This window comes from Fimbriimonadaceae bacterium (genome assembly GCA_019638775.1).
Taxonomy (GTDB): Bacteria; Armatimonadota; Fimbriimonadia; order Fimbriimonadales; family Fimbriimonadaceae; genus JAHBTD01.
In genome coordinates this window covers 38,448-64,729 of record JAHBTD010000001.1, presented here as the reverse complement: position 1 = coordinate 64,729, position 26,282 = coordinate 38,448, and the positions used below count along the sequence as shown (strand labels likewise).

The 26,282-nt window shown below is 54.6% G+C and carries 19 protein-coding genes; 10 read left to right on the top strand and 9 right to left on the bottom strand.

Features of this window, described 5'->3' with window-relative positions; genetic code table 11:
• Positions 1–9: 9 nt before the first annotated feature.
• Positions 10–1,323 (bottom strand): NarK/NasA family nitrate transporter, encoded by a 1,314-nt coding sequence (locus tag KF784_00240; protein MBX3117463.1) that lies wholly within the window; start codon positions 1,321–1,323, stop codon positions 10–12.
• 337 nt (positions 1,324–1,660) lie between these two features.
• The gene (locus tag KF784_00235; GenBank protein MBX3117462.1) at positions 1,661–3,136 is read right to left on the bottom strand and encodes a NarK/NasA family nitrate transporter; all 1,476 of its coding nucleotides are present in this window, start codon (positions 3,134–3,136) and stop codon (positions 1,661–1,663) included.
• A 110-nt stretch (positions 3,137–3,246) separates the two neighbouring features.
• Here KF784_00235 and moaA point away from each other — a divergent pair, with 110 nt between their 5' ends.
• Genes moaA through KF784_00205 form a run of 6 tightly spaced genes read left to right on the top strand, consistent with a single transcriptional unit; the run spans position 3,247 to position 8,941 of the window.
• On the top strand, positions 3,247–4,269 hold the full coding sequence (moaA, locus tag KF784_00230) for a GTP 3',8-cyclase MoaA (GenBank protein MBX3117461.1): 1,023 nt from the start codon (positions 3,247–3,249) through the stop codon (positions 4,267–4,269).
• Between the two features lie 31 nt (positions 4,270–4,300).
• Positions 4,301–5,182 (top strand): bifunctional molybdenum cofactor biosynthesis protein MoaC/MoaB, encoded by an 882-nt coding sequence (gene moaCB, locus KF784_00225; protein ID MBX3117460.1) that lies wholly within the window; start codon positions 4,301–4,303, stop codon positions 5,180–5,182.
• Positions 5,175–6,422, top strand: a complete 1,248-nt coding sequence (locus tag KF784_00220; protein MBX3117459.1) for a molybdopterin molybdotransferase MoeA — start codon at positions 5,175–5,177, stop codon at positions 6,420–6,422. The genes moaCB and KF784_00220 overlap by 8 nt, the downstream gene beginning before the upstream one ends.
• Entirely contained in the window at positions 6,422–6,670 is a 249-nt protein-coding gene (locus tag KF784_00215) for a MoaD/ThiS family protein (protein MBX3117458.1), read from the top strand. Before KF784_00220 ends, KF784_00215 begins: the two co-directional genes overlap by 1 nt.
• Before the next feature lie 2 nt (positions 6,671–6,672).
• On the top strand, positions 6,673–8,211 hold the full coding sequence (locus KF784_00210; GenBank protein ID MBX3117457.1) for a ThiF family adenylyltransferase: 1,539 nt from the start codon (positions 6,673–6,675) through the stop codon (positions 8,209–8,211).
• Positions 8,204–8,941: a sulfite exporter TauE/SafE family protein gene (locus KF784_00205; GenBank protein ID MBX3117456.1), complete on the top strand. Its 738-nt coding sequence runs from the start codon at positions 8,204–8,206 to the stop codon at positions 8,939–8,941. The genes KF784_00210 and KF784_00205 overlap by 8 nt, the downstream gene beginning before the upstream one ends.
• Before the next feature lie 203 nt (positions 8,942–9,144).
• On the opposite strand, the gene KF784_00200 is transcribed toward KF784_00205, so the two are convergent.
• Genes KF784_00200 through KF784_00175 form a run of 6 tightly spaced genes read right to left on the bottom strand, consistent with a single transcriptional unit; the run spans position 9,145 to position 15,689 of the window.
• Complete coding sequence (locus tag KF784_00200) at positions 9,145–9,615, bottom strand: hemerythrin domain-containing protein (protein ID MBX3117455.1); 471 nt, start codon at positions 9,613–9,615, stop codon at positions 9,145–9,147.
• Positions 9,612–10,865, bottom strand: a complete 1,254-nt coding sequence (locus KF784_00195) for a cytochrome b N-terminal domain-containing protein (protein ID MBX3117454.1) — start codon at positions 10,863–10,865, stop codon at positions 9,612–9,614. Before KF784_00195 ends, KF784_00200 begins: the two co-directional genes overlap by 4 nt.
• 3 nt (positions 10,866–10,868) lie before the next feature.
• Positions 10,869–11,372 (bottom strand): Rieske (2Fe-2S) protein, encoded by a 504-nt coding sequence (locus KF784_00190; protein MBX3117453.1) that lies wholly within the window; start codon positions 11,370–11,372, stop codon positions 10,869–10,871.
• Positions 11,373–11,380: 8 nt separating this feature from the next.
• Positions 11,381–12,526, bottom strand: coding sequence for a cytochrome c (locus KF784_00185; GenBank protein ID MBX3117452.1), 1,146 nt, complete (start codon positions 12,524–12,526; stop codon positions 11,381–11,383).
• Complete coding sequence (locus KF784_00180; protein ID MBX3117451.1) at positions 12,526–13,245, bottom strand: 4Fe-4S dicluster domain-containing protein; 720 nt, start codon at positions 13,243–13,245, stop codon at positions 12,526–12,528. The genes KF784_00185 and KF784_00180 overlap by 1 nt, the downstream gene beginning before the upstream one ends.
• A complete protein-coding gene (locus KF784_00175; GenBank protein ID MBX3117450.1) occupies positions 13,245–15,689 on the bottom strand; it encodes a molybdopterin-dependent oxidoreductase in 2,445 nt (814 codons plus the stop codon). The genes KF784_00180 and KF784_00175 overlap by 1 nt, the downstream gene beginning before the upstream one ends.
• Before the next feature lie 119 nt (positions 15,690–15,808).
• On the opposite strand from KF784_00175, the gene KF784_00170 reads away from it, so the two are divergent.
• The gene (locus tag KF784_00170; protein MBX3117449.1) at positions 15,809–18,040 is read left to right on the top strand and encodes a molybdopterin oxidoreductase family protein; all 2,232 of its coding nucleotides are present in this window, start codon (positions 15,809–15,811) and stop codon (positions 18,038–18,040) included.
• Here the strand turns inward: KF784_00170 and KF784_00165 are convergent.
• A complete protein-coding gene (locus KF784_00165) occupies positions 18,024–19,436 on the bottom strand; it encodes a nitronate monooxygenase (GenBank protein ID MBX3117448.1) in 1,413 nt (470 codons plus the stop codon). The two genes, KF784_00170 and KF784_00165, sit on opposite strands and share 17 nt — an antisense overlap.
• Before the next feature lie 899 nt (positions 19,437–20,335).
• On the opposite strand from KF784_00165, the gene KF784_00160 reads away from it, so the two are divergent.
• The 3 genes from KF784_00160 to KF784_00150 all read left to right on the top strand — a co-directional run bounded on the left by KF784_00160 (position 20,336) and on the right by KF784_00150 (position 25,883).
• Positions 20,336–20,671 (top strand): YHS domain-containing protein, encoded by a 336-nt coding sequence (locus KF784_00160; GenBank protein MBX3117447.1) that lies wholly within the window; start codon positions 20,336–20,338, stop codon positions 20,669–20,671.
• 62 nt (positions 20,672–20,733) lie between these two features.
• Positions 20,734–22,620 carry an efflux RND transporter periplasmic adaptor subunit gene (locus KF784_00155; protein ID MBX3117446.1) on the top strand — a complete coding sequence of 629 codons (1,887 nt, stop codon included), beginning with the start codon at positions 20,734–20,736 and terminating at the stop codon, positions 22,618–22,620.
• Positions 22,617–25,883 carry an efflux RND transporter permease subunit gene (locus KF784_00150; GenBank protein ID MBX3117445.1) on the top strand — a complete coding sequence of 1,089 codons (3,267 nt, stop codon included), beginning with the start codon at positions 22,617–22,619 and terminating at the stop codon, positions 25,881–25,883. Before KF784_00155 ends, KF784_00150 begins: the two co-directional genes overlap by 4 nt.
• Positions 25,884–26,282 lie beyond the last annotated feature (399 nt).

Sequence of the window (26,282 nt, the reverse complement as noted above, 5' to 3'; positions counted from 1 at the left end):
CTAGGTGGGTTAGCATGGTTTCTCTGCGCCCTTTCTGGTGTAGAACCACCAGTTCACGAGCAGACACAGAGCATAAAAGACGGCTGCGCCATAAAAGAACGCGGTCGGGGCTCCCGTGCGCGTGATGATCGCACCGAAAGCTACGGAGAAGACGAAGGGACCGTATGCAGCAATTGCAGAGGTCCAACCGATCACTCCACCCGCCTGTCGCGGAGGGAAGATCATGGGCATTTGCTTGAACGTTGAGGCGTTGCCGATGCCGCTGAACAAGAACAGCCCGAGCATCAGGAAGAGGAAGCCAGGCCATTGATCCAGGGAGGTCGGGCGAGTGAACGCTGTGATCCCGATGGCACAGCCTAGGAGCCCGATCGCGCTGATCATCGTCACGCGTGCCCCGCCAAACTTGTCGCTAATCGGTCCAAAAAGCGCGCGCACGCCCGCGCCGATTAACGGACCAAGAAATGCGTACTTTAACGGCTCCGGCGCGCCCTCAAATTTACCAAACGTCTCTTTGATCAGGAGCGGGAAGGCGGCGGCGAAGCCGCTAAACGAGCCGAATGTCATGAAGTAAAGCAAGGTCATCAGCCATGTATGTTTGTCTTTGAAGATGTCAAGCTGTTGGCGAAAGTTGGCTTTGACGGGAACGCTTCGAAGCATGAACCACGCTAAGACTCCAGCGATCAGGATGAACGGAATCCAGATAAAAGCCGCGTTCTGGAGGAAGATGTCTGTTTCCTTAACGACCTTGCCTGCTTTCTTATCGACGAAGTGTTGAGAGCTCCCTACCATGCTGATTCCGATCAGCACGGGGACAAGAAATTGCACGACGCTGACGCCGAAATTGCCAATGCCCGCCTGAATCCCTAATGCGGTGCCTTGAAGTCTTTTCGGGAAAAAGAGCGATGTGCTGGGCATGAAGGAGCTGAAGTTGCCGCCGCCCAGACCAGCGAGAAATCCCAGAGCCATAAACGTGGAGTAACTCGTGTTCGGATTCGACACTGCCATCCCCCAACCGATACACGGCAGAAGAAGGAGGATGGACGACCATGTGATCGTCTTTCGAGTGCCAAAGACGGGAATCAGGAAGGTGTGGATGATACGGAGAGTTCCTGCTGAGAGGCCAGGCATCGCATTCAGCCAGAAAAGCTGCGACTTCGTAAAGCCAAAGCCAATGCCGGTCAACTTCACTACCATCGCACTGACCATAAACCAGGTCGTAAACGAAAGGATGAGAGCGAATGTGGTGATCCACAAGGTCTTCCAGGCTTGGCTTTTGCCGGTCGAGTCCCAGAATTCTTGATCTTCCGGGCGCCAATCTTGCAAATGAGCATTATTCATATAGCTTGGGTTTGGGCGTGGCCAGAGTCCACGGCAAACCTCCTGCAATGAAGTTTCAGCCCGTGCGCATCTTGCAGCCATGACGGCTGTCATGTTTCAAGAATTCTAAAGGGATAATGATCCGATTGACCCAATAAGATATTCAAAGACGACCGGAAGTCTAAGGCTTAATACTATTCAAAAAAGTATCCATTGAAACCCTCTTGACTGTTGGAAGCCAGCGTATCTTGTGTGAACTCGCGGCCGGTCGCAAAGACCCACTCATGGCCTGCTTCCCCAATCGAGGAAGGATTCCCGATTGCGTTCGGTTTCGACCTAGCTCCTATCCTTGGCGTTCGATGTTTTGATTCTTCGCCATCCTCAAAATAGTGAAGTGCATCCACAGCAAGCTGATGACGCTGAGTAAGCCCAGGAAAAGCCAGCATGTCGTCCACAAACCCGTGAGCTTAAGGAAGTATCCGAACAAGATTGGACAGAAGAATCCACCTAGCCCACCAAGCACACCAACGATGCCGCCAACGACACCAACATCGTGGGGGAAGTATTCCGGAATATGTTTGTAAACGGCGGCCTTTCCAATGCCCATCACAATTCCAGCGAGGAACACGAGTACGGTGAAGACCCAAACGTTGGCTTGAAAAAAGACCTGTGTCACGCCTCTCGCGACAAGCTCCTTCTTCTTCACTTGTTGCCCAACCGATACAGCTGGTTCTTGCCAGGATTCAAAAGTCGGCCAGATGATGGTGCCTTGCTTCGCCGAACTGATTGGCGTTGCCGGGGGTTCCTTCAGTGCATACATGTTGTCATCGACCACGACGTGGGTCTTGCTAACCTCGGTTACCGTTCCCGCACGATCCGCCATTATGCCTTCTCCCGGTGAACGGATATCCATTCTCGGCGCGACAAGCAGAAAGAAGGTGATTGCCAGCAAACTAAGCACCCAATACATCGTGGCCCGGGCTCCAAACTTGTCGGAGGCCCAGCCGCCTAACGCTCGGATCACGCCCGATGGCAGGCTGAAAACAGAAGCGAGCAGGCCAGCCATCGCTAGAGTCATGCCGTAAACGTTGAGATAGTACGGAACAAGCCACTGAGCCAGCGCGACGAACGCGCCAAAAACCAGGAAGTAGTAGAGGCCAAATCTCCAAACGCGGATGTCGGAGAGCGGCTTGAGCATTTGAATGATAGTGCGAGTGCCCGCCCTTTCGTCCAGCTTGTTCACCGTTGTGAACGCAAAAATCACTGTCATGGCGAGCAAAACGTATCCGTAGACTTGAGGCAGCGTCCTCCATCCATCAAGGTTCTTGCCTTGGTCGGTGAAGACTTTGAGCATGTGGGGCGCGGCAAGAGTCGTCAAGGCTGCTCCGGCATTGCCCATTCCAAAGATTCCAAGTGCGGTACCTTGCTTTTCTTTCGGAAACCACAGCGAGGAATAAGCAATCCCAACTGCAAACGCGGCGCCGCTCATACCGAACGCCAAGCCACCGATCATAAACCCGAGAAATGAGTTCGCAAAACTCGTCAAGTAAGCCGAGATTGCAGCGAAAAGCATGACGCCGATATAGACCGGCTTGCCTCCATAACGGTCGGTAAGAATTCCCATCGGAAGGCGCATGAGCGAGCCAGTGAGGATGGGGATACCGATCAGCCAGCCGATCTGAGCCTTGTCGAGCAGCAACAGGCGATTATCGACGAGGAAGGTGATCAGAACGCCATACATCGTCCACACCGCAAAGCAGATGGTGAACGCAAGTGTGTTGATAAAAAGGATGCGGTTTGCAGTGCGATTGCCGCTCATGCCTCACATTCTTAGCGCCCTGGATTTTTCTATCTATGATTCCTGTCATAGCCAGCCCGAATCTTTTGGCGGATATTTATGGAGCACCCATTCAGGTCCTGTTTAGGAAAATGACCGCACACGCGTTACCGAAAGATTTGCACACCCGGCGAGCTCCGCTTACGGATCGGTTTGGCCGTGTGCATACCTACCTTAGGGTGTCTGTCACTGATCGCTGCAACCTGAGGTGTGTGTACTGCATGCCCGAGGAAGGTGTGGTGTGCAAGAGCCGGGAAGAGATTCTGAGTTTTGAAGAGATCGCTCGTCTTACAACGATTTTTGCCGAGTGTGGGGTCTCAAAGGTTCGATTGACTGGCGGAGAGCCAACGGTTCGCAAAGACTTGCCCGACCTTGTTCGGTCACTCGCAAAGATCGAGGGCATCAAGGATCTCCTGCTCACGACGAATGGGATCGCCCTCGCAAAACATGCTGCCTTGTATCGTGGTGCTGGCATCTCGGGAGTCAACATCAGTCTCGACACATTGCGTCCAGACCGTTTTTTTTCGATCAGCCGGCGCGATGGTTTGTCTCAAGTTTTGGACGGGATTCAAGCTGCGCTCGAAGTTGGGTTTGAACCCGTAAAGTTGAACATGGTTGTAATGAAGGGCGTGAACGAAGACGAGATTCTCGACTTTGTGGAGCTGGCTCGGACCATGCTGATCCAGGTGCGCTTTATCGAATTCATGCCGTTCCAAGCGAACGGATGGTCAGCGGGCGGGCTGTATCCCTTCGCCGAAATGAAGCGAGATATCGAGACGGCCTATCGATTAGCGCCGATCGACGCCTGCCCAGGAGCCGTGGCGACCGAATTTTCTATCGAGAATGGAGAAGGCAATATTGGCTTCATCACGTCGATGACCCACAACTTTTGCAGTGGGTGCAATCGTGTCCGATTGACTGCCGACGGGCAAATGAAGAACTGCCTGTTTTCAACGTCGGAGACGAACCTTCGCGATGCGATGCGGTCGGGCGCTTCAGATGACGCATTGACTGAGATTATTCGTGAGTGTGTGATGGGCAAGTGGAAAGAGCATCCACCAATGGGTCTTCTTGAAAGACTGGAGAATCGGTCGATGGTGCAGATCGGGGGTTGATATGAAAGACGTATCCGCAAAGGTTTCAACAATGAGAACGGCTACCGCGAAAGCCGTCATCACCGTCTCCCCAGAGACGATCACCATTATTCGCCAAGGAAAGGTCCCCAAGGGCGATCCCATCCCCGTCTCGAAGGTCGCCGCCATTCAGGCCGTGAAGAACACTCCCCTCATCCTTCCTTATTGCCATCCGATTCCTGTCGACGGAATTGGTGTGGATCTCGAAATTAAAGAGGATCGCATTGAGGTCACGGTCAGTGTGCGGGCGATTTATAAAACTGGTGTCGAAATGGAGGCGTTGACCGGGGCTTCGGCGGCAGTTCTCAACATTTACGACATGCTTAAGATGCTCGACGATACGATGGAGATTGATAGCGTCCGGCTCGTGGAGAAGACGGGAGGGAAGTCGAACTTCGCCCATGGACTTGCAGGGGCGTTTCACTCCGCTGTCATTGTCGTTTCCGATTCTGCAAGCAAGGGCGAACGGGAGGATACATCCGGCGCGATCTTGAAAGCCGGACTTGAGGAGTTCGGTGCGCAAGGCGTTGGACTTGTAATACTGCCGGACGATCCTGAAGCGCTGCAAAACCAAGTACGCAAACTCGCTGACGACGACGGGATCGACCTCATCCTTCTCACGGGTGGAACGGGCATCGGCCCCCGAGACCTCACTCCAGAAGCGATCTTGCCCTTACTGGACAAGCGCATAGAAGGGATTGAGGAGCATTTTCAAAGCTATAGCCGACAGCGCACTCCGTTCGCGATGTTCAGCCGTACCGTTGCGGGCCAGCGAGGATGCACGTTGATCTTGGCTCTTCCAGGTTCACCGGGAGCATGCCGCGATGCACTCGACAGTCTGTTCCCGTACGTCAAGCATTACCTCTCTATGCGAGAAGGTGCGTCCCATGGTTAAGGACCGACTCCTAAGCTACGAAGAGGCGCTTGCCGCAATCCTGTCCCGTGCTCGCACGTTCGGAACGGAGGGCGTGGGCTTGTCGCAAGCGATCGGAAGAGTCTTGTCGGAGCCAGTGTTTAGCGTTCATCCGATGCCGCGATTCGACAACTCAGCCGTAGATGGTTTTGCGATAAGTGAAGCGGATCGTATGAAGCTCGAAGAGTCGGGGAGTTTGATGCTCGATCTTGGGAAAACCGTTGCCGCAGGTGATCCCATACCCGAAGCCCCCATCGCTGAGGGCGTCGCCGCTTATGTGTTGACGGGGGCACGTGTTCCGGAACGGACGAGCGCCATTGTGATGCAAGAGGACGCCGTCATGGAGGGGACGCAGGTTCGCCTTTCGGGAAGTGCATGTGCCGGCCAGCATATTCGGTTCGCCGGTGAGGAGTACGAAGTTGGGACAGAGCTGCTGCCTGCGAACACATTGCTGAATCCCGCTGGAGCCTCCATGGCCGCGTCTTCGGGAAAAAGGGATATACGGGTCTGGCGCAGACCGAAAGTTGGAATGCTCTTTACTGGAAACGAGCTGACGCCACCTGGATACGAACTCCACGGAACGCAGATTTATGAATCCAACAGCTACGGCATCGAAGCGGCCCTGAGGGAGTTAGGGATCGAAAGCTTTGAACGTGTGCACTCGCCCGATGTCGAAGCCCCGACGGTTACGGCGCTGGGTGGCTTGGTTATGCGCAACGATGTTGTGATTACGTCCGGCGGGGTTTCGGTGGGCCAATACGACACCGTGAAATCGGCGATGAAAGAGGCTGGCATCCAGACTGAGTTTTGGGGCGTTGCCATCAAACCCGGAAAGCCGTTCTACTTTGGCCTTTTTCGGGAGGATGGACGGACCGTTCCGGTCTTCGGACTCCCCGGAAATCCAATGTCGGCTCTCGTTACGTTTGCCGTGCTCGTGGAGCCATTTTTACGATCTTGCCAAGGGCTCGATCCGCTGATCGAAGAGTTTGAAGGCCGAACGGCAAAGCCGCTCCGCAAGAAGAAGGGTCGTCTGGAGTTTGTGCCTACGATCGCGGTTTGGCGAGATCGTGAGTGGGTTTTAGAACCACTCGAAAGGCGTGGCTCTCACATGCTCGGTGGCCTTGCCTTCGCCAACTCATGGATCAAGTTGCCGCCGGAAAGCGATTGTATTGAGGCTGGCGGCATTGTCAGTTTTGTGCATACGCCATGGAGGTCGAAGTGATGAAAGAGATTCAAGTTGATGTGCAATATTTCGCTATCTTTCGCGAGCAGCGCGGAGCTAGCCACGAAACAGTCAGCGCCCACGTCACGAATGTCAAAGAGCTATACAACGAGCTCCGAGTGAAGCACGGATTTACTTTAAGCCCCGATATGGTTCGGGCGGGCGTTAACGGCAAGCTAGGAGACTTGAACCAAGGACTTGCCGATGGTGACTGTGTCGTCCTCATCCCACCAGTGGCGGGTGGGTAGTGATGTTCAGGATCACTTCTGAACCGCTTGTACCCGTCGTGATGCATTGTGCGGGGGCAGGCGGTTTCGTCAGTTTCGAGGGAAAGATTCGCGACCATCACCAGGGCCGTGAAGTTCTCGCGCTAGAATATGAGGCCCCCCAAGACCTTGCTGAAGCCGAGGGTAGGCAACTCCTTTTGGAGGCAGCTGAGAGGTTCGGCTTGCTTTCAGTTGAGGCTATTCACCGTGTTGGCAGATTGGAGATTGGTGAAACTGCCGTTTGGATCGGGGTAGCGGCGGCGCATCGCAGAGAGGCGTTTGAGGCCTGCGAATGGATTTTGGATGCGTTAAAGCGCCGGGTCCCGATTTGGAAGAAAGAGCATTATGCTGATGGCGATTCGGGCTGGGTAGGCGCTGACGCGGCGCCCTCGGCCGCACCTGTCAACGAGGCTTCTTTTTACGGACGTCAAATCCGACTTGAAGAAGTTGGAGATGTCGGGCAGCAACACCTACGTGACGCCCGTGTGCTGGTCGTTGGGGTGGGGGGATTGGGCTGTGCGGCGTTGCCCTATCTCGCAGCGGCAGGAGTAGGGACGATCGGCGTTTGTGACTTTGACCGGGTCGATGCCACAAACCTCCACCGTCAGACACTCTTCGGTGCTGCGGACGTGGGTAAACCAAAGGCTGAACTCGCTGCCACCCGCATCGCTCGACAGAATCCATTTATCGAGGCTAACGCACATGTGTGCAGGCTGACCCCAAGCAACGCCGAGGCATTACTCAAGGGCTACGACCTGGTTCTCGATTGCACCGACAATTTCCGCACGAAGTTCTTGCTGAACGATCTCGCGGTTCGACACGCAAAACCGCTCGTTCAAGCCAGCATCCACCGATTCGAGGGCCAGATTCACCTCTACGATCCATCCTCGAATGCAGGATGTTTAAGCTGTCTATGGCCCGAAGCACCGACAGACGGTTGTGTAGGCACATGTGCCGAGATTGGGGTGCTCGGCGTGGTGCCGGGAGTGTTCGGAGCGCTGCAAGCCAATGAGGCGATCAAATATCTGCTCGGCTTTCCCGACATACTCAGCCGTAGCCTCTTGCTGATGGATTTGCAGACATATGCTGTGCATCACCTGGATCGTCCGAGGAATCCTGAGTGTCCGGTTTGTGGATGTGGAGGACACACACGACTATCACTCGAAGTGGACATGTCCGAATTGAGCAAGGAAGAATCCTTAAACTTAGTGATATTGGACGTTCGAGAATTGGATGAAGAGCGTCCGCGTTTGGACTTCGGCGTCGATGATTGGCGGCATTTCCCTCTATCAAAATTTGAGGAAGGCATTGAAGGGCTCAATCCCAATCGCTCCTATCTAACGGTCTGCAAGAGTGGGTTGCGGAGCTATCGAGCCGTTGAAATGTTGCGTGAACGGGGCTTTACGAACGTGCGGTCCCTAGCGGGTGGTGTTGAAGGAAATTGCCAGCTGGCCTCCACCCCTCCACACACGTCGTCCAGAACATCCTCAAGCGAAACAGCAGGAAGGAGAGGTCATGGCTGATCTTTCTCTTTGGTTTGTTGCCGGCATCGCTGTCATTGCGATGATCTATTCGATGGTGGGGCACGGCGGGGCTTCTGGTTATCTCGGCCTTCTGGCGATCTCGCCCCTCTTACCAAAGCAAATCGCGGTAATCGCACTCACCATCAACCTGGTTGTAGCGGGGACCTCGTTCGTGCTCTACAGCCTGGCGAAGCATTTTAACTGGCGACTTACTTGGCCGTTTCTGATCGGTTCTTTGCCTCTTGCATTTGTGGGTTCAATCATCAAGCTTACGGACACGGCTTACTTTACACTCGTCGGCCTTACCCTACTGATTGCGGGCGTTCGTCTGTTGTTCATTCGCAAGCATGATGACGGTTTGCCGACAAGACCGTCTAGCGTTCCTGTCGGTATTGCGGCTGGCGCAGGGATCGGGTTGCTGTCGGGCATGGTCGGTGTGGGGGGAGGAATCTTTCTCAGCCCAATTCTTGTCCTTCATCGTTGGGCAACGGCAAAGGAAACCTCTGCAAGCTCAGCGATCTTTATCGTGGCAAATTCAGCGATCGGGTTAGCGGGTCGCATTTCTCAGGGAGCAACGCTTCCGAATCAGATTTGGGTCTTCGCCTTTGCTGGACTGTGTGGATCGCTGGTGGGCTCGTACGTAGGCGCGTTTGCTATCCCCAATACAACGTTGCGGCGTGCCCTTGCATGCGTTCTGATCTTTGCTGCTGTCAAGCTTGCTCTGAAGTAATGTGCGGGCCATTGCGGGATCATCAACCTCCACCCTCCTACGGGGGAGGCTAAGGGGGAGGCATCGCTGTCGGGACGGCGAGGAGATGGACAGCGCTTAGTCTCAGACCTAAGTAGGATTTAGACATGAAAAAGCCCCCTGTTGAGTGGGGGCCGATTCAGGAGTTTGCCTGAATGCTTTGTCGCCTCAAGCTTGATGGCAGGTCAGAGGTGGTCGGCATTGTTACGGCCTCTGCTCACTAGCTCGCCACGACGCGGGCTGTGGGGGGAGTTACTTCGACGGGCCTCCATCGCATCCGTTGCTTCCAAGATCGACTCTATCGCCCCGCTTCTTTCAACCGCAGGAAAGAGTTCGTTCTCTTCCCAACGGATGTGCTCCCGCAACTTTTTGCCAAGATCGCGTATCTTCGCTTCGGGAAGCGTTCCCGCACGAGCCGATTCAATCGTCTCCCGAATATCTTCATGCTCCTTGAAAAGTCTTGCCGACATTGCGATGCTTGCCATCGGAACAAGCAACAACTCCTCTTCTTCGAAGTGGTTCTTCATCTCATCGTCCCACACCTGCACGCACTTGGCGAGAGTCTCTTGTTTGGGGTTCTGGATGAGATGACGCGCGAGAACCAGCCCGACGTTGTGGTCGCGCGAAAATGGTTGCAGTACTTTATGGCGTTTCATGGTTGTTTGCCCTCCGCTGGCAGTGATTTCGGTGCTACTTCACGCATTGACGAAGGAGCCTGAGTAGCTCCTACTACGGGTGGAGCTTTGTGCTCGGGCGGTGTCTCCAAAATCCCTTTCAAAGTCATCAAGCCGATCATGAGAATTACGGCCGTCCCGGTATAGATAATCCATTGCCTCTTTGCCGGATGCCGCGACTTTGAACGATCAAGCCAAGGCAAGGCAAACATGCCGATGGTGACGAGCCCTGGGATAATGGCAGTTGCGACGATTTCATATCCCGCAGGCATGATCTTTAGCAACTCGTACAGGCCGAGGAAGTACCACTCGGGACGCGGGGAGAAGTCGGTTCCCGTCGGATCGGCGATCGCTTCTAACGCTGGCGGGAAACCGATGGCGAGGTAAATGACCAAGCCAACCCCAAAGAGCAGAACAATGGCGTCTTTAAAGAGTTGGTTGGGATAGAACGCCACGGGCGGTCCCTTTTGAGGATTCACTGGGCCAGCGATGTGGTGCTTGCGTACAAGGTACAGATGCAAGCCCATCAATCCCATGAGCATCGCTGGCAAGAACATGACGTGGAGTGAGAAGAACCGCGTGAGGGTCAGCGCCCCGACCTCCGGCCCACCACGGACGAGCAGAATGAGGTCGTCTCCGATCACTGGGATCGTGCCTGCAATATTCGTCCCGACGACCGTCGCCCAATACGCTTTCTGATCCCACGGCAATAGGTAGCCGGTGAACGAAAAGCCGAGAATGACCTGGAAGATGAGCACGCCAACAACCCAGGTGAGCTCACGGGGCTTCTTGTAGGAGCCCCAGAAAAAGACACGCAAAGTGTGGAGCACAACGGCAATCACGATGATGGTTGAGCCCCAAACGTGAAGCCCACGAACGAAAGAGCCGAGGGTCACTTCATACGTGATGTGCTTGACGCTCGCATGCGCCCCTACGGTGCTCGGCGTGTAGTACATCGCCAGTGCAAAGCCGGTGATGAACTGGAACATCAAAAGGGTTAACAGCAAATTCCCGAGTGTTTGCCACCATCCAACACCGGCGGGCATTGGCTCGTCGAGATTCTTGCGAACGAACCCGTACCAACCCAAGCGAAGATCAAGCCAGTCGCCAAGACTTGGCCGGCGAAGACGCAGCTCCTCTTCTTCAGTCTCGGTCTCTCGAGTTTTATCTGCGGGGACTTCAGGGGATAGCGTGTGCTCTTTGTCGTCATGGGGGAGAAGTATTTTTGACACTGCCTAAACCTCCTTATAGATCCAGATTTTCCCGCCCTCAACCTTCACCGGATGCTTGTCAAGCGGCCTGGGCGGAGGACCGGAAACGACGTCGCCATCTTGGTTGAAAACGCCGCCATGGCATGGGCAAAGGAACCGGTGTTGATCAGATTGGTACTTCACTCGACAGCCGAGGTGTGTACAGGCCGGGTCGATGCATACTACGCCGTCGTCCGACTTGCGTAGAAAGACTGTATATTGCCGATCCACGTCCTGAAAACCGTCGCGAATCCGCATCGTGAAGCTGACATCCTTGACGTCTCCGGGGGCTAGGTGGCTGTCATCAAGGACAGCCACCCACTCTCCTTTTTTGCGTCGCTTCAAAGGAGAAGCGACGAAACCGAGTACAGGCCCGACAATCGCACCAATCAGGGCGATGTTGATGACCCCGACGGCGATCCCAAGGAATTTTCGTCTCTCCTTGTTCTTGACAGTGTCATCTTGAGGGTTCGAATTGTTGTGACTCATAAGGGCACCTAGGGGTAGTAGCGGAGGCGTATGGGACCGTCGTACTCCGGTCCAAGCTGCTCCATGACGTTGGCGGCGATCCGCTCAGACTTGTGATGCCGTCCGGGCGACGGTTCCCGCTCGAATCCGATATCGACGCCCGATTCGGCAACAGCATCCGTCAATCGTGTGAGAGCGACCATAATCGGCACGACCCAAACGTGCTGGAAGCGCGTAAACGGTGCCGTGGCGATCAGCAAAGTGATTGAGGCCAGATGATAGAGGTAGATCGTCATCACCCAGTCGTGGATGCCGAATCTCTTTAGGACCACTGTCAGGAACCCGCTGACGACCGTGTGGAAGAGCAGATTCACGAAAAGGAAGTCCTTCCCGAGAGTCAGGCCGTTGTCGATGTAGTTGTCCTTGCGATAGCGGACCATGACGAAGCTGACACCCATCAACACGGCAATGCCAGAGAGAACGGGCAGGAGCTTTAGAGGATTGGTGAGGGGCAGTTGGCTGCGCGTTGGGTTGTAGATCGCCATCAGGATGTCGGCGGCAAGCAGCCCGCAGAAACCGTAAAGGATCAGTCCGTGCATTAGCCAGCGGTGTTTGCTTTTTTTCCAGAGCGAACTCACCAAGAAGCCATCCACGATGAATGCCTTCATGGCGATACCCAACGATTTGAACAGCCCCATCTTCAGCAGCCGTGGCCAAAGTTGAGCAAAGCCAGCAGCTCTGAACCACAATCCCAAGCCACGGATAGCGAAGATTGCGGCGAATAGGAACACTCCGAGGAAGATGCGAGAAACGTTCTTCGTCGATAGAAACTGGCCCACCTTATACGCGATCGGGATCTCGTGGGGCAGCCATGCTTTCGACTGCAGTTCGTCGTAGATCGCACGCAGTTTATCGTCAGAAAGATCGGCCTTGGAGGTTGCAGGCATCATTCCCTTGCCTTCTCGCACAACCTTCAAGAAATGCTCATATTCAAGCGATCCTTTCACGATCGGAGGGCCGAGACCGCCCATTCCGTTCTGTCCATGGCAACCCATACAATTCGAAGTTGAGAAGACATCCTTATGCTCGGAAGCGGTCTTTTGAAGGTCGGAAGTTTGAGCGAGGCCAAGGGTCACGACGCTACAGAGAATGACGAAAGACAGCCATCTGAACATTACAGATTTCCTCCGTCGGCATGTGCTTCAACAGTGGCCTTGAGTGGGTTTTCCGGGCTTGCCGCCTGACCCGTGGTCTTCACCTCTTGGTCAGCCATCGTGCCGAGATACGATCCGGCTGGTTTGGTCCCGGCTTGGGGAAGCAGATGAAACGGCTTCCGTCCAGTCAAGCGCTCCTGCTCAACGATGTAAGTAGAAACGTCACTTTCAGGATCATCTAAATCGCCGAAGATGCGGGCTGTTGTTGGGCAGGCCACCACACAAGCGGGCTTCAAACCCTCATCCACTCGATGCGCACAGTAAGTGCACTTTCGGGCGACGTTTGGCTTCAGTCTCGGCTTGACGTACTCCTCTTCATAGGGCTCTTCACCGTCCAGATACCAACCGTCGACCTGCGACAAAATGATGTTTCCGTACGGGCATGAAGAGACGCATGCTCCGGTCCCTCGACAACGATCTTGGTCTATCAAGACGATGCCGTCCTGACGACGAACGATCGCTTTGTTGGGACAGGCTTTCAGGCAAGGAGCATCCTCACAGTGGTTGCAAAGGACGGGAATGTAGACCCGTTTTACATTCGGATACTCACCAACTTCGACGTTCAGCACACGGGCAAAAAACGTATCCATTGGAGTGCCGTTCTCCTGCTTGCATGCCATCGTACAAGCATCGCAACCAATGCACCGCGTGAGGTCGACCAGCATGGACATTCGTGCCATTACGCATTCACCTTCCTGATGTCTACACGGGTGTCTTTCCAGTGCTGCCCAGGGGCATACACGGCAGGGAGATAATAGTTCTCGTGGGTCGGTTTGACCTTTTGGTGGGTATGGACACTGTGATACTTGCCCCCACCGAGATATCGATCCCACCAACCGTGGTCCACACAAACCACGCCAGGCTTGATCGATTCAGTGATCAGCGCCCACAGTTGGTAAGAACCGTTGTCGTTAAAGACTTCAACCTGGTCGCCGTCGGCGATGCCTCGCGCTGCAGCATCGCGTGGGTTGATCTCGATCACTGGCTTGCGGTTGAGGTTGAGCAGGAACGTATTGTTGCTGTGGGTGGAATGGACTCTCCATTTCGAGTGGGGGGTCACGATGGCAAGCGGCATCCTCTGCTGATCTTCCGGCAGATGCTCGAATGCCCACTTAAAGATTGGGACGCTCTCACCAACCTTCTGGAAAATCTCCTCCTCCTTATAGAACTCCATGCGGCCCGTCTTGAGAAATTCGCGCTGGACGCCTTCTGGGAACGGATAGGCTCGGGGCGGGAAGAGCTTGTCTTCGTGGAACTGCTCGTCAAGCCCGCATTCGGGGTCGTGAACGTTCAGCCGCACCGGACCCTCTTTAAGCTGTTCGACGGTGATCCCCTCAACCTCTTTGCCACCCGATTTGAGCATCATCTCAATCGCGTCAAATTCGTTGAGATCGAAGTACTTGTTGAGGCTGGGGTCGATGCGCTTTAGCAGTTCGCGCACCATCCACATCTCCGTACGGCTGTCGTATCGGGGAGTCAAGACTTCCTGCTGAATTTGAAGATAGGGGTGGCAACTGGTGCCGACCAAATCTACTTTCTCCCAGAACGTAGGTGCGGGCAAAACGACGTCGGAATATTCGCATGTCGGCGACATCGAAAAGTCGATGGTCACAAAGAGATCAAGCTTGTCAATAGCCTCTTTCAGCGGACCAGAAAACTCAGTAACCAAAGGATTGCCGTGCGAGACAAAGAGCGCTTTAAATCCATCTTTGGGGTACTTGATCTTGGGGTTGATCGTCTCTGTGGGTTTGCCCATGACGAAGTAATGCATCGGCACGCCGTTCGGCCGTTTGCCGTCTGGGAACCACCAACTGGACACATCCAGCCGAAAGTGGTGCTGCCCAGAGTAGATGGAGACCGATTCACCCGGCTTGCCATGTGCCCCAACCAGGGCCGAGAGAAGGAGAATCGCCCGGATGGTGAGATCACCATGCAGTCGGTGGTTGATCCCCATGCCGATAATGATCGAACTTGGCCTTTCGGTGGCGTAGCGAATGGCGATGTCGCGGATCGTTGCAGCGGGGATATCGGTGATTTCGGCGACCCGTTCCGGCGAATACTCCTGCCGCATTACGATGTCTTCGAGGAGTTGATAGACGGGAGTGACCTTGATCGTGCCCCCATCCTTCAACTTGATTTCGCGAGTTCCATGAAAGGCAAATCGAATGTCGTCCGGGAGCTTCAACGATTCCATCGGGAGCTTGAATAGCTCATCTTTGCCTTCATCCCAAACGATGAACTCCGCCTCCGTTCCCATACCAACATCAGAGGCACGAAGACGGGCCCCGTTGTCGTCGCGGATCAAGGTGCCAAAGTCGGTGTACTTCTTGACAAACTCCCAATCGACGTGCTGATTCTCGATCACGACTTGGCACATCGAAAGGGCGAGTGCCGCATCGGTTCCGGGGTTAATGGGCAGCCATTGATCGGCCCCTTTGGCGGTCTGGCTGCACCGGGGATCAATGCTGATGATCTGGCAGTTGTTGCGTTGTTTGGCGTGGGTCGTCAGGAATTTGGCGTCGGGAATGCGGGTTTGGAAAACGTTGCTCGACCACAAGATTGCGGTCTTGCAATGCCCCCAACTCTTCGTTTCGCATTCGACACAATCGATACCCACCGTGTGCGTAAAGCCCATCGAGATGTCGCCATTGAAATCATAGGCGGTAGCGAAGGACATACCAAGAAGAGCCGCCATCCGCACTTGCGCACCCTTCTGGACGTAGCCCGTACCGACCACTTGATTGAACAGCAACATGCTTTCCGGGCCGTAATTATCGCGGATGTGGATCATCTTTCCGGCGATGTAATCCAGAGCTTCGTCCCACGTCACTGTCCGCCATTTCCCCTCTCCACGAGCGCCATCGCGGATGAGAGGGGCCTTGATGCGGTCCGGCCCGTAGATGAGGTGCGTCATCGACATTCCACGCAGGCAACCTCGGGGGTTGTACTCTTGGCACGGATAGTCTGCAGCTGGTTTCAAATCCACAATGACGTCATTGATAACAGTGGCAAGCCAGCCGCAAGCTCCCGTACAGTTCGGACTGTCGGTGGTTCGTACAACTCGAACCTCTTCTTCAGGTTTGGGCTTCTTAAATCTGCCAGGAACCGCATGTCGCGTTGCCATTTTTCTGCACCTTAACGGGGAGATTTCTCTCACCGTTAGGCTGATTCTCAGGCGTGGAGACGTATGTGCGCTATGACTGCGGTCATATTCGGAGTCTTTTTTCGTGGAGTTACCGAGGCATGATTCGCGTCATAGACGCGCGCTCGTGTGAGAGCCAACATTTGGGTATGGCCCACCCGCCGATTACCATCGAAGAGTTACAGAAGCAGTTCGGCCCGACGCTGAATTACGACCCGCCGGGAGGTTGGGTTGGGCGGGGCGAACCGGACAAGCTTGTCAAGACCCATTGTTGCTTCTGTGGCCAGCAGTGCGGTATCCAGCTCAAGGTCAAAGATAACCGGGTGATCGGCTTTGAACCGTGGGAAGACTTTCCATTTAATCGCGGCAAACTGTGCCCGAAGGGAATCAAGCGCTATATGCAGGGCAGTCACCCTGACCGCCTTATGCACCCGATGAAGCGTGTGGAAGGCAAGGGATTTGTTCCGATTTCATGGGAGGAGGCATACGCCACGACGGTGAGTGAGATCCAGCGCGTCCAGGCGAAATATGGCAAGGATGCTGTCGCTATCCTTTCTGGAGTCTCACTGACTAACGAGAAGAGCTATCTGGTCGGGAAATTTGCCCGAGTTGCTCTTCAAACCAAGGAACTGGACTACAATGGCCGGCTTTGTATGGTGAGCGCGGGGACAGGAAACAAAAAAGCTTTTGGCATTGACCGAGCGGCGAACTCTTGGGAAGACATCCTAACCGCCGAGGTCATTCTTTGCATCGGTACGAATGTAGCCGAATGCTCCCCCATTACCACCGATTATGTCTGGCGCGCCCGCGACAAGGGCGCAAAGCTGATCGTGATCGACCCTCGGGTGACCCCGATCGCGCGAACCTGCACACTCCATCTTCCGGTGAGGCCGGGCGCTGATTCGGCGCTTCTGCTTGGAATGCTACGAGTCCTGATTGAAGAAGGTTTTACCAACGAAGAGTTCATCTCCAACTACACCTCAGGCTGGGAGGAGACCAAGCAGACGGCTTTGGCGATGAGCTTGGATGAGGCCAGCCGAATCAGCGGTGTGAATGTGGAGGACATCGTCGCTGCCGCCCGAATGTGGGGCCAGGCCAAAACATCTTTCTTGCTGCATGCGCGCGGGATCGAGCACCACACGAAAGGTGTCGATAATGTCCTCGCTTGCATCAACCTTGTTCTTGCCACTGGACGCTTGGGTAAGCCCGGCTGCGGCTATGCAACGATCACTGGTCAGGGGAATGGACAAGGCGGACGTGAGCATGGGCATAAGTGCGACCAGCTGCCCGGTAACCGAGACATCACCAATCCAGAGCATCGGAAGTACATCGCTGATGTGTGGGGAATCCCCGAACCGGAGCTCCCTGGCAAGGGCCACCCCGCTCCCGAGATCATGGAGATGATCCACGCCGGGGAGATTAAGGCCCTTATCAGCATCTGCTTCAACCCGCTCGTTTCATTGCCGGACTCCAATTTCACGCGCGAAGCCCTCGATAAGTTGGAGCACTACACCGCCATCGACTTTTTCTTGAACGAGACAGCTCACCATGCCGACATCGTCATGGCCGGTTCACTCCACGAGGAGGAAGAGGGCACTAGCACCAGCGCCGAGGGCCGCGTCATCAAGATCAATAAGGCCGTCGATCCTCCTGGGGATGCCAGGGCTGATACAGAAATCATCCTCACACTTGCGGAGAAGCTCGGACGAGGTCAATACTTCAGTCACTTCAAGACCTCCGAAGACATCTTTAACGAACTTCGCATCGCCAGCAAAGGTGGTACTGCCGACTATTACGGCATCACCTATCAGCGCGTCGTTGACGAAATGGGCGTCTTTTGGCCTTGCCCGGAGATCGGACATCCCGGAACACCACGGTTATTTGAAGACCTCAAATTTCACACACCCGACGGTAAAGCTCATTTCCACCCAACCGCATATCGTCCCAGTGCCGAAGAGCCGGACGAGGAATATCCGGTGATCCTAACGACTGGGCGGGTGGTGATGCACTATCTCAGCGGTACGCAAACGCGCCGCATCGGTGCGTTGGTGGACTTGTGTCCCGATCCCTATGTCGAGATTCATCCACAGCTTGCTGAAGAGTATGGGATCAAGGATGGGGAGTGGATGCGAGTTGAGAGTCGGCGCGGTGAGGTCGTTCTTAAGGCGAAGGTCGTGACAACGATCCGTCCCGACACAGTCTTCATTCCTTACCATTGGGCAGGACCGAAAGCAGCGAACAACCTGACTATTCGAGCCTATGATCCCCTCAGCAAGATCCCAGAATTCAAGAAGGCATGCGTGAAGATCTCTCCATCTACACAGCCAGAGTAGGCGGTTCATCTGGCGAAGCGGCGGGAAGGAGACTGTCGATAACATCGTCAGCCGAGTAGGAATCCTGTCCGGGCTTGAGGAATTGGGCGATGTTCTGCACATCGTCCCCTGCCGTGACAAGGGCCGCTTCGGGTATTTCTTTCCGAACCTGGCCCAAGCCTATGGTCGCAAAAAGCCCATTGCATACGCACTTCCGACCCACAGCCTTTGCAGGATCACCGCCCTTGCTGATGTAGTCGTCGAGCGGCTCTGCTGGGCATCGATATCCCACTTTCCCATCCTCCTTTTGGTAGAGTTCGCGAAGGTATCCCAGATCGCAAATCCGCTCCCTATCTTCGTAGACCGATTCCTCGGATAGTGTGCCTTCGGATTGCAGTACTTTGAAGGGAAAGCCCGTTGGGGATGCAAGCGGGTCGGTGAAAACTCGGGCACGATGCTCAAGGCTCTGGTGAAGGGTTCGCGATTTGATCGCTGGATCCAGCCCCGATTCGTTGCAAAAGGCAAACGCTGTGCCGACCTGAATACCCTGCGCCCCAGTCTCGACAGCTTCGTGCAGTTTGAGCGAGTTTCCAAACGATCCCGCCAACCAAAACGGCAACCCTATCTCTCGGAATTGTCCCAGATCGGGGTTATCGCGAGGTCCATATACGGGCTCGCCTGCCTCGTCAAGCACGAGGGCGCCACGCGGGGGCGCATTGTGCCCACCGGCAGTTTTTCCCTCGACCACAAAGCCATTCACCTTGCCCGTACACTTTCTTGCCAGCGTCAAGGCCAGAGCGGAGGAGGAGACGATCGCGAGGAATTCAGGGCGTGGAAGCTCTGTTGTCCCGGCTGGACAAAACTCTTTAGGCTCAAATTTTGTGAAGTAGGTCTGGTCTGCTCCGACAACGTCGAGCGGCAGCTCCACAGGTTTTAGCTGGGAAAGCTGGTCGAGGATGGCAGGGATTGCGCGGGGAATTCCAGCCCCCATCAACACGTAATCAACTTTGGCGAGCATCGCGCCGTAGAGCGAAGGCAGGGTCGGGAGTTGAATTTTCTCAAGCAAATTGATCCCGACCAGCCCATTGTGTCCGCGCTTGGCGAGGAACACTTCCACATAGTTTGCGAGAATGATCAGCTCAAGCAAAGCCTGCGAAGGTCGGATGGCTGGGAGAGGCTTGGACTTGAAGGCGGCCAACGGGGACTTGCCACCCTCGATGAAATAACGAGCCCAAATCCGGTCAGCCATCTCCTTGATTGGGAAGTGATCGAACGCATGTCGTAAGTGTCCGCCGAGGTCACCCATTTGTAGCCGACGTGCCAAAACAGCGTCTAATCCAGAGCTGGAAACGACCCCGAGCTGGCCTCTTCTGGAAACAGCTGAAGCGAGGGGCCAAGACGAAACTGCGATGCCCATGCCACCCTGAATGATCCTTGGAAATATCAATGCCCATTCCTTGGCCACAGCTATCCGGGGCCACCAAGACAAGTCTGTTGAGGAGGCAGAGGGCGCGCTATGACAACTGTCATATCCGGCTACTGTTGGGCGCGAGAATCCGCGCTGTTAAGCAGTTGATTTTTGATCCGACTTGGAATCCCAAATTATGAAGCACGCTCGTGTGAACAAAGTACAACTTCGTGAAGAAGCAAGTTTTGGAGAAAGAAAATTGGCTACCAGTCTTGGATGCAGTTCGAAAACTGAGAAACTTTGCCAACAGGGTCTGCAAGCACTCTTATGCTGATCGCTTCACATGCGACTTACTTTACCGACGATAGTTTTCACAAAGTTTTTTGAGCAAAACGACGACAAAACGCGACTGGGTGAGCGATGTGAAAGGGAACCATCTCCCGTCTGGTAGCATTGATGTGGATATGTCCTCACGAGCAGAGTTACACCATCTGGTCGTGGCGGCGCTGGTATTTCTTACCCAGGCCGTCATTGCTCAGTCGTGTTGGGGACAATGCGATTCTAGGGTAGTTGTGTGCCAGGATATGGGCCCACAATTGCCTTGTTGCAAAAGTGCATGCTCAGAGGCGGCAAAGAAGTGTGACTGCTCCAAGGTCTCTGCATCCGAAATCCAGCAGATTACTGGAGGCAAGGTCACCTTGCCTCCGTTCGGCACCCTTATAGCCGCTTTGCTAACACCAGACGATATCCTAGATTGGCCTGTCATTCAAAAGGCAACCGAGATAATCACCTTTAATCATGGGCCACCCCCTGAATGTCCGATTTTGCTTCGGCCTGGAAGGGCTCCTCCGGCAGTTTGACGTTTGTCAATCGCGTTCGCTTGCGCGAACCCCGACCGGAGAAGACTAATGAAATTTGCCACTAATACTAACAAACTCACAATTATAGGGTTAATCACCCTCTTTGCCGTGTTTATCGTGGGATGTTCGCAGCCTGCAGACACACCCTCGCCCGCGAAGGGGGAAGACAGTGCGGCTAGCACGCCTGTGCCTTCGACTCCTGCGGCCTTCACCAATGATAAAGGCCAGATACTCTGCCCTGTGATGGGAACTGTCGTTGAGGACAAGTCGAAGGCGGTGGGTTACCAAGACTACAACGGGAAGCGCTACTACTTCTGCTGTGGTTCATGCCCCGACGAATTCAAGGCCGATCCGGCCAAGTTCGAAGACGGCAAAGCCCTTTAAGCTCCATCGCGTTGGGCAGGCCTTGGCCTGTCCAACCTTTGCATGCAGATATTGGCAGGTTAATGATGAGTTTGTTTGCTCAATTTCTCAAGAAGCAGTGGTTTAGCATTTTGTTGCTAACAGCGGTTGCCCTGGGCGTTGTCTGGACAGTGAAAGCGTTGCGTCCGCGAGGTTCGATGAGCGTTATCGAAGCGCAATCTATGGATATGACGACCATGAAAGCGCCAGTAGGGACGTTCCCGGTCGAGACAGATTTTGCTATTGAGCGGATGATTGGGGGGAGCGCCACCTTTCCGGCAACGGTCCAAGCTCTGAACGATGAGGATGTCGTTGCCCGAGTTGCCGGCCTTGTCAAGAAGATTGAGGTCTATCCTGGGGACTCGGTAAAGCCAGGACAGCTCTTAGGGATGGTGGAAGCCCACGAACTCGGCAGTCAAGGAGTTGCAGCAGGGCTTGATGCAGAAGCTGCTCGGATGAAGTCGTCCGCGATGCAATCCATGATTGCCCAGGAGCAGGCTTCAGTAGCGAGAGCCAAAGCGGAGTTAAAAACGACAGAATCGAAGGTACGTGGCGCTGAGGCCAAACATAGGGCTGCCCAATCTCGCCTGCAAGAGGCACGGGACGAAGTCCCCCGCCGAAAAGCCGAGATCGACGAGCAGATCGCTGAGCTCACCTTGGCAGAGGAAAATGTCAAGAGATATCGCTCGCTCTATGAGGAGGGTGCCGTCCCCAAAATCAAGTTTGAGGAAATGGTCAGAACCCGCGACACAGTGCGTTCACGGCTATCGGGCGCAAGGGCTGCAGAGCAGCAGGCTAAGTCCGCTGTGGAAACGGCATCGATCGAGGTGCAAGCAGCCCAGTCCTCTTTGGAAGCTGAACGCAACGGATTGTCGGCGATGCGAGCGGCAATCGCAGAAGCAGAAGCCCGCTTGAAAACGGCGTTCCGACAAGCGGCGGCAGAGTCCGCAAATGCGTCGGCAGTGTCTGCGAAAGCAGACTCTGCGAAGACGGTCGCGTCCTATGTCGAGCTTCGCGCCTTATCGGCAGGCGTCGTGACAGAGCGCGTTGTCAGTCCAGGCACGCCAGTCATGTCAGGGCAAGTGATACTGCGCATAAAGTCGACATCCAAACTCCGCGTGCAGGCAGATCTGCCGCAAAGCTACGCAGGCAAAGTCACCCCGGGCTCGCCAGCCCGGATTAAGACCAACGGCCATATTCTTGAAGGTGCCGTTTCAAGCGTGTTTCCGTATGTTGACGATATGTCGCGGACTTTCCGAGTGGAAGTCATGATTGACAGTCCGGGCAAGGGTTGGGATGTCGGCAGCTATTCGGAGATTGAGGTGTTCACCGACAAGCCTTCAAGGCGATTGTCGGTTCGCAATGAAGCCGTAAAGACTGCGAGCGACGGAACACGTTTCGTCTGGGTTGTTCATGAAGGCAAAGCGCAAACTGACAACAACGCCGAATACACCTGCACGATGCATCCCCAAGTTTCCCAAAAGGGGCCTGGTCTTTGCCCGATCTGCAAGATGGAGCTGGTTCCGCGCGACGCTCGTGGGAACATGTCCGTCCAACGCCGCAAAGTCGTGATAGGGCTTCACGATGGAAGCTTCACAGAGATTGTTTCAGGGCTTGACCCAGGCGAGCAAGTGACGACCCGTGGCGATGACGAGTTGTTTCCTGGAGCGGCAGTAAAGCCAGTGGAGCGAGCCAAGAGCGCTTTGGAGGAGCAACCTAATAAAATCGGTAGCTCGGATCATGAAGACCACGCGTCCGTTGGGACGGAACCGACGAAGCCGCTCAATACGGGTGGACAGGCTGCAACCGGAGATGCAGCAAGCCAGAAATACACGTGCCCGATGCATCCGGAAGTGATCGCGGACACGCCTGGCATTTGCCCGATATGCAAGATGGATCTGACTCCTTTGAAGAAGGGAGAACCCGAGTGAACGAACCGCCCGAGACGAAACGTGAGGGTGGCATCGTCCGATGGTCGGTCGACAATCCGTATGGAGTGGTCGCCCTGTTTTTGGCGGTATTGGTCTTGGGATGGCTCGCGATCAGCCAACTGATGCCAAAGCGGTTTATGCCTTACGTTGAGTCACCCCTCATCGGCATCGTCACGGAAATGCCAGGGCTCTCCGCGGAGGATATGGAGACGTATTACAGCTCCCCGATCGAACAGAAGATGATCTCGATCCAGAGCGTCCGCTACATCCGCTCCGTCAGTCAGGACGGGTTTAGCATGGTTGTCCTGGAGTTCCCTTATGGGCACAACATGCAGAAGGCGTACACCGAGGTTCAAGCGCTGATGGAGTCTGCGAAAGGCGAATTGCCAGGGGACGACGCTAACCGGACGCCGAGCTTTATCGTGAAGGTGGACCCGCTCAATCTACCAGTTCTGACGTTAGCGCTCACCGGGGATGAAAGCCTAGGTTGGACAGACACCCAGCTTAGGGACTTGGCGGACAATCAGATTCTGAATCGGTTTAAAACCCTTAGCAAAAATGTCTATTCGGTGAGTACGTTCGGTGGACATCGAAGACAGCTCCAAGTAAGGGTCGATCCGGCAAAGCTTAAGAGCGTAGGGCTTTCCATTATTGACGTCAAGGACGCGATCGACCGATACAACGTGGCAAAACCTGCAGGGCATGTCACACAAAGCGGCTCTGAACCCGTCTTCCGGCTCGATACTCTTGCCAAGAGAGCCGCAAACGTCGCGGATTACCCTATAAAAGCCGACGGAACTCAGGTCGTGAAGATTGGGGATGTGGCCGAGGTGCTGGACACGGAGGTTGAACAGCGGTCTGGTTATCGCTATATACAAGACGGTGAGCCCAAGGACGCTCTTGCGATCCATATCTTGCAGAACCCTGACGCCTCTTCACCGGTCACGATCAAAGCTGCTCTGAAGATTGCGCGTCAGCTTGAGAAGGACTATCCAGGGATCCGTCTGGAAGTCGCCTACAACAACGCAAGCTTTGTTGACATTTTGTTCGACAACATGACGCATGAATTGATCATTGCCGTGGTCTTGACAGGGATAGCCGTTCTTCTTTTCTTGGGCGAGTGGAGGGGCACGCTGATTGCCCTCACAGCAATCCCAACGTCGATGGCGATGACGCTCCTGTTCATGGCAGCGTTCGGATTTAGCCTAAACTCTTCGACGCTGATCGGGCTGTTGATTTCGATCGGACGTCTCGTTGATGATGCAATCATTGACATCCACGCGGTGGAACGTCATATGAGATTGGGCAAGGATGTGCGGACAGCAACGATCGACGGCATCAGTGAGGTGCGGAAGTCGGTGCTTGCGGGAACTGTTGTTCTGATCGTCGCATTGGTCCCTCTTTTGTTCTCCGGCGGGATTACTCAACTGATGTTCGTGGGCCTTTGTTGGCCAATTATCTTTGGCGTTGCTTTCAGCTACTTTGTATCGATGACCCTGACATCGGTCTTATGCTCACGCTTTTTACGGCATCCAGATTCTCGTCGGATAACTTGGTTTAGCCAGCTTATTCTTGCCCCCTTCGACAATGGATTAAAACGGCTGGAGCACGGCTATGAGAAGCTGATACGCTGGCTGCTGCGGCATAGGTTTGCGAATATGGTCCGTGTGCTTGTCACGGTGATGATCGGCTTCGGGTTTTACTACTTTATCGGTAGCGAAATGATGCCGCTTGCCGATGTCGGGCAAGCCTCTATGCAGCTAGAAATGCAGCCAGGGACGAGCTTTGCCGCAACGAAGGGTGGAGTACGACAGCTTGAGCAGATCATGGCAGAGGAGGGCGGTCGGCAGGGTTGGATTCGCAAGGCGAGCATTGAGATTGGAAACGAAGCAGGGCCGGGGATGCCCCAAGATGTTGCTTACACAGGATATGGGATGCGTATGGTAAATGGGGCGTCCGCAATGCTCACTTTTTCAGACAAGGACAGTGGGCGTCCGGATGTTTGGCGAATCATCGACCGAATCCATGAAAGGGCGATGTCCGAGATACCAGGAATTCGGCGCATCCAGTTAAAAGAGATGGGAAGCGATGTCATGGCGACAGCCTTGGCTCCTGTTGCACTTGTGATTGTCGGCGATGACTTGAATGCCCTGGACAAGCTTGGCAAGGAGGTGATGGCTATTGCGAAGAAGGATGTTGTTAATCCAAGAACGGGCAAACCTGATATCGCTCAACCGTTCCTTACTTGGGAGATGTCAAAGCCGACGTACGACTTGGTCGTCGACAAGGCAAAGGCGGCGGCTCACGGCCTTTCGTCCGTTGCCATCAGTCAGCAGGCTTACTATGCTTTGCGCGGGGGGCTTACTGAAACCTTCTACCGATTGCCAAACCGACGTCCCATTTCGATCCAGGTGCGCTACCAAGAGGACGCCAGGGATGACTTGAGCAAGCTGGATTCTATGTTTATAGCCGACTCCAGAGGGAGGCAAGTACCCTTAAAGGAGTTGGTACGCTTCGAGAAGCGGTTGGCCCCTTCTCTGATCGAACACGATCAGCTAAGGCGTGCGTTGAACTTTGGCGGCTACTACCGAAAAGACGGCAGACCGAGCATGGATGTGACGATGGACCTCCAGATGCAAGCACAAGCCAAACTCAACTGGCCTCTTGGTTACGCAATCGAAGCACGTGGGGACATGACGCAGATGATGGACTCGTTCCGTGTGCTTCTGACTGGGCTTGCGATTGCGCTTGTCCTAATGTACTTGATCCTAGTTGCGCAGTTCCAAGGCTTCTTGCAGCCGCTGCAAATGATGTTCAGCCTTCCGCTAGAGCTATCCGGCGTCTTCGTGATGCTCTGGCTCATGCATCATGCTTTCAGCACGGTCTCAATCATGGGTGTGATCATCCTAAGCGGGATGGACGTTGTCACCGCGATCCTCATGATTGACCTGATCATTGACTATCGAAAGAAGGGAATGCCGCGAAACGTTGCCGTGATTAAGGCGAGCCCACAAAGACTCAGGCCCATTCTCATGACCACTATCATTACGGTCATCGTTATGGCCTTGATTGCATTCAAGCCCAAGTCTGGTTTGGATGCTTACCAGCCGATGGGGACTGTCATTGTCGGAGGTCTGATCGCGGGCACGATTCTATCACTAGTCGACATTCCGATCATGCACACGCTTATTGATGATTTGGTGCGGTGGCTACGGGTCCGTGTACTTCGACACGATCCATCAAGTTTAGAGCCCATTGAGTGAGTCGTGTAAGCTCATCCACTCCAAGACCTGCATAGGTGTAGCGAGCACCTGAAGCCGCTCGGTAGGGATCGGTGTAGAGTTCGATGTCCTAGTTGGGATGAGAGAACTTTTGAACTCAAAAAGACTGGCTGCCCATCTTGGACGCAGTTCGAACACTCAGCAAGCAGGATCGGGGATAAGCGGCCATCCGCTTACAAGATGGACTGTGTGTTCGTCCAGGCTCGCAGGCAACCTTACAGGGCCCCTCAGAGCACGCCACAGAACAGTGCACGGTATGTCAACAGTATGTCAGACCAGGATCTACCGCTTGTGACTAGAATGGGTGCCCATCTTGGACGCAAGTCGATCCCTAAAAACAGCATAGTAATTAAGACATGTAATCCGCACCGATCAATAGGG

Bases quoted from the DNA above. Each gene is read 5' to 3' on its own strand.
- KF784_00165 (MBX3117448.1), bottom strand. From the start codon at position 19,436: ATGGGCATCGCAGTTTCGTCTTGGCCCCTCGCTTCAGCTGTTTCCAGA.
- KF784_00210 (MBX3117457.1), top strand. From the start codon at position 6,673: ATGTTCAGGATCACTTCTGAACCGCTTGTACCCGTCGTGATGCATTGT.
- KF784_00185 (MBX3117452.1), bottom strand. From the start codon at position 12,526: ATGTTCAGATGGCTGTCTTTCGTCATTCTCTGTAGCGTCGTGACCCTT.
- KF784_00160 (MBX3117447.1), top strand. From the start codon at position 20,336: ATGAAATTTGCCACTAATACTAACAAACTCACAATTATAGGGTTAATC.
- KF784_00200 (MBX3117455.1), bottom strand. From the start codon at position 9,615: ATGAAACGCCATAAAGTACTGCAACCATTTTCGCGCGACCACAACGTC.
- KF784_00155 (MBX3117446.1), top strand. From the start codon at position 20,734: ATGATGAGTTTGTTTGCTCAATTTCTCAAGAAGCAGTGGTTTAGCATT.
- KF784_00170 (MBX3117449.1), top strand. From the start codon at position 15,809: ATGATTCGCGTCATAGACGCGCGCTCGTGTGAGAGCCAACATTTGGGT.
- KF784_00235 (MBX3117462.1), bottom strand. From the start codon at position 3,136: ATGAGCGGCAATCGCACTGCAAACCGCATCCTTTTTATCAACACACTT.
- KF784_00190 (MBX3117453.1), bottom strand. From the start codon at position 11,372: ATGAGTCACAACAATTCGAACCCTCAAGATGACACTGTCAAGAACAAG.
- moaA (MBX3117461.1), top strand. From the start codon at position 3,247: ATGACCGCACACGCGTTACCGAAAGATTTGCACACCCGGCGAGCTCCG.
- moaCB (MBX3117460.1), top strand. From the start codon at position 4,301: ATGAGAACGGCTACCGCGAAAGCCGTCATCACCGTCTCCCCAGAGACG.
- KF784_00220 (MBX3117459.1), top strand. From the start codon at position 5,175: ATGGTTAAGGACCGACTCCTAAGCTACGAAGAGGCGCTTGCCGCAATC.
- KF784_00215 (MBX3117458.1), top strand. From the start codon at position 6,422: ATGAAAGAGATTCAAGTTGATGTGCAATATTTCGCTATCTTTCGCGAG.
- KF784_00180 (MBX3117451.1), bottom strand. From the start codon at position 13,245: ATGGCACGAATGTCCATGCTGGTCGACCTCACGCGGTGCATTGGTTGC.
- KF784_00175 (MBX3117450.1), bottom strand. From the start codon at position 15,689: ATGGCAACGCGACATGCGGTTCCTGGCAGATTTAAGAAGCCCAAACCT.
- KF784_00205 (MBX3117456.1), top strand. From the start codon at position 8,204: ATGGCTGATCTTTCTCTTTGGTTTGTTGCCGGCATCGCTGTCATTGCG.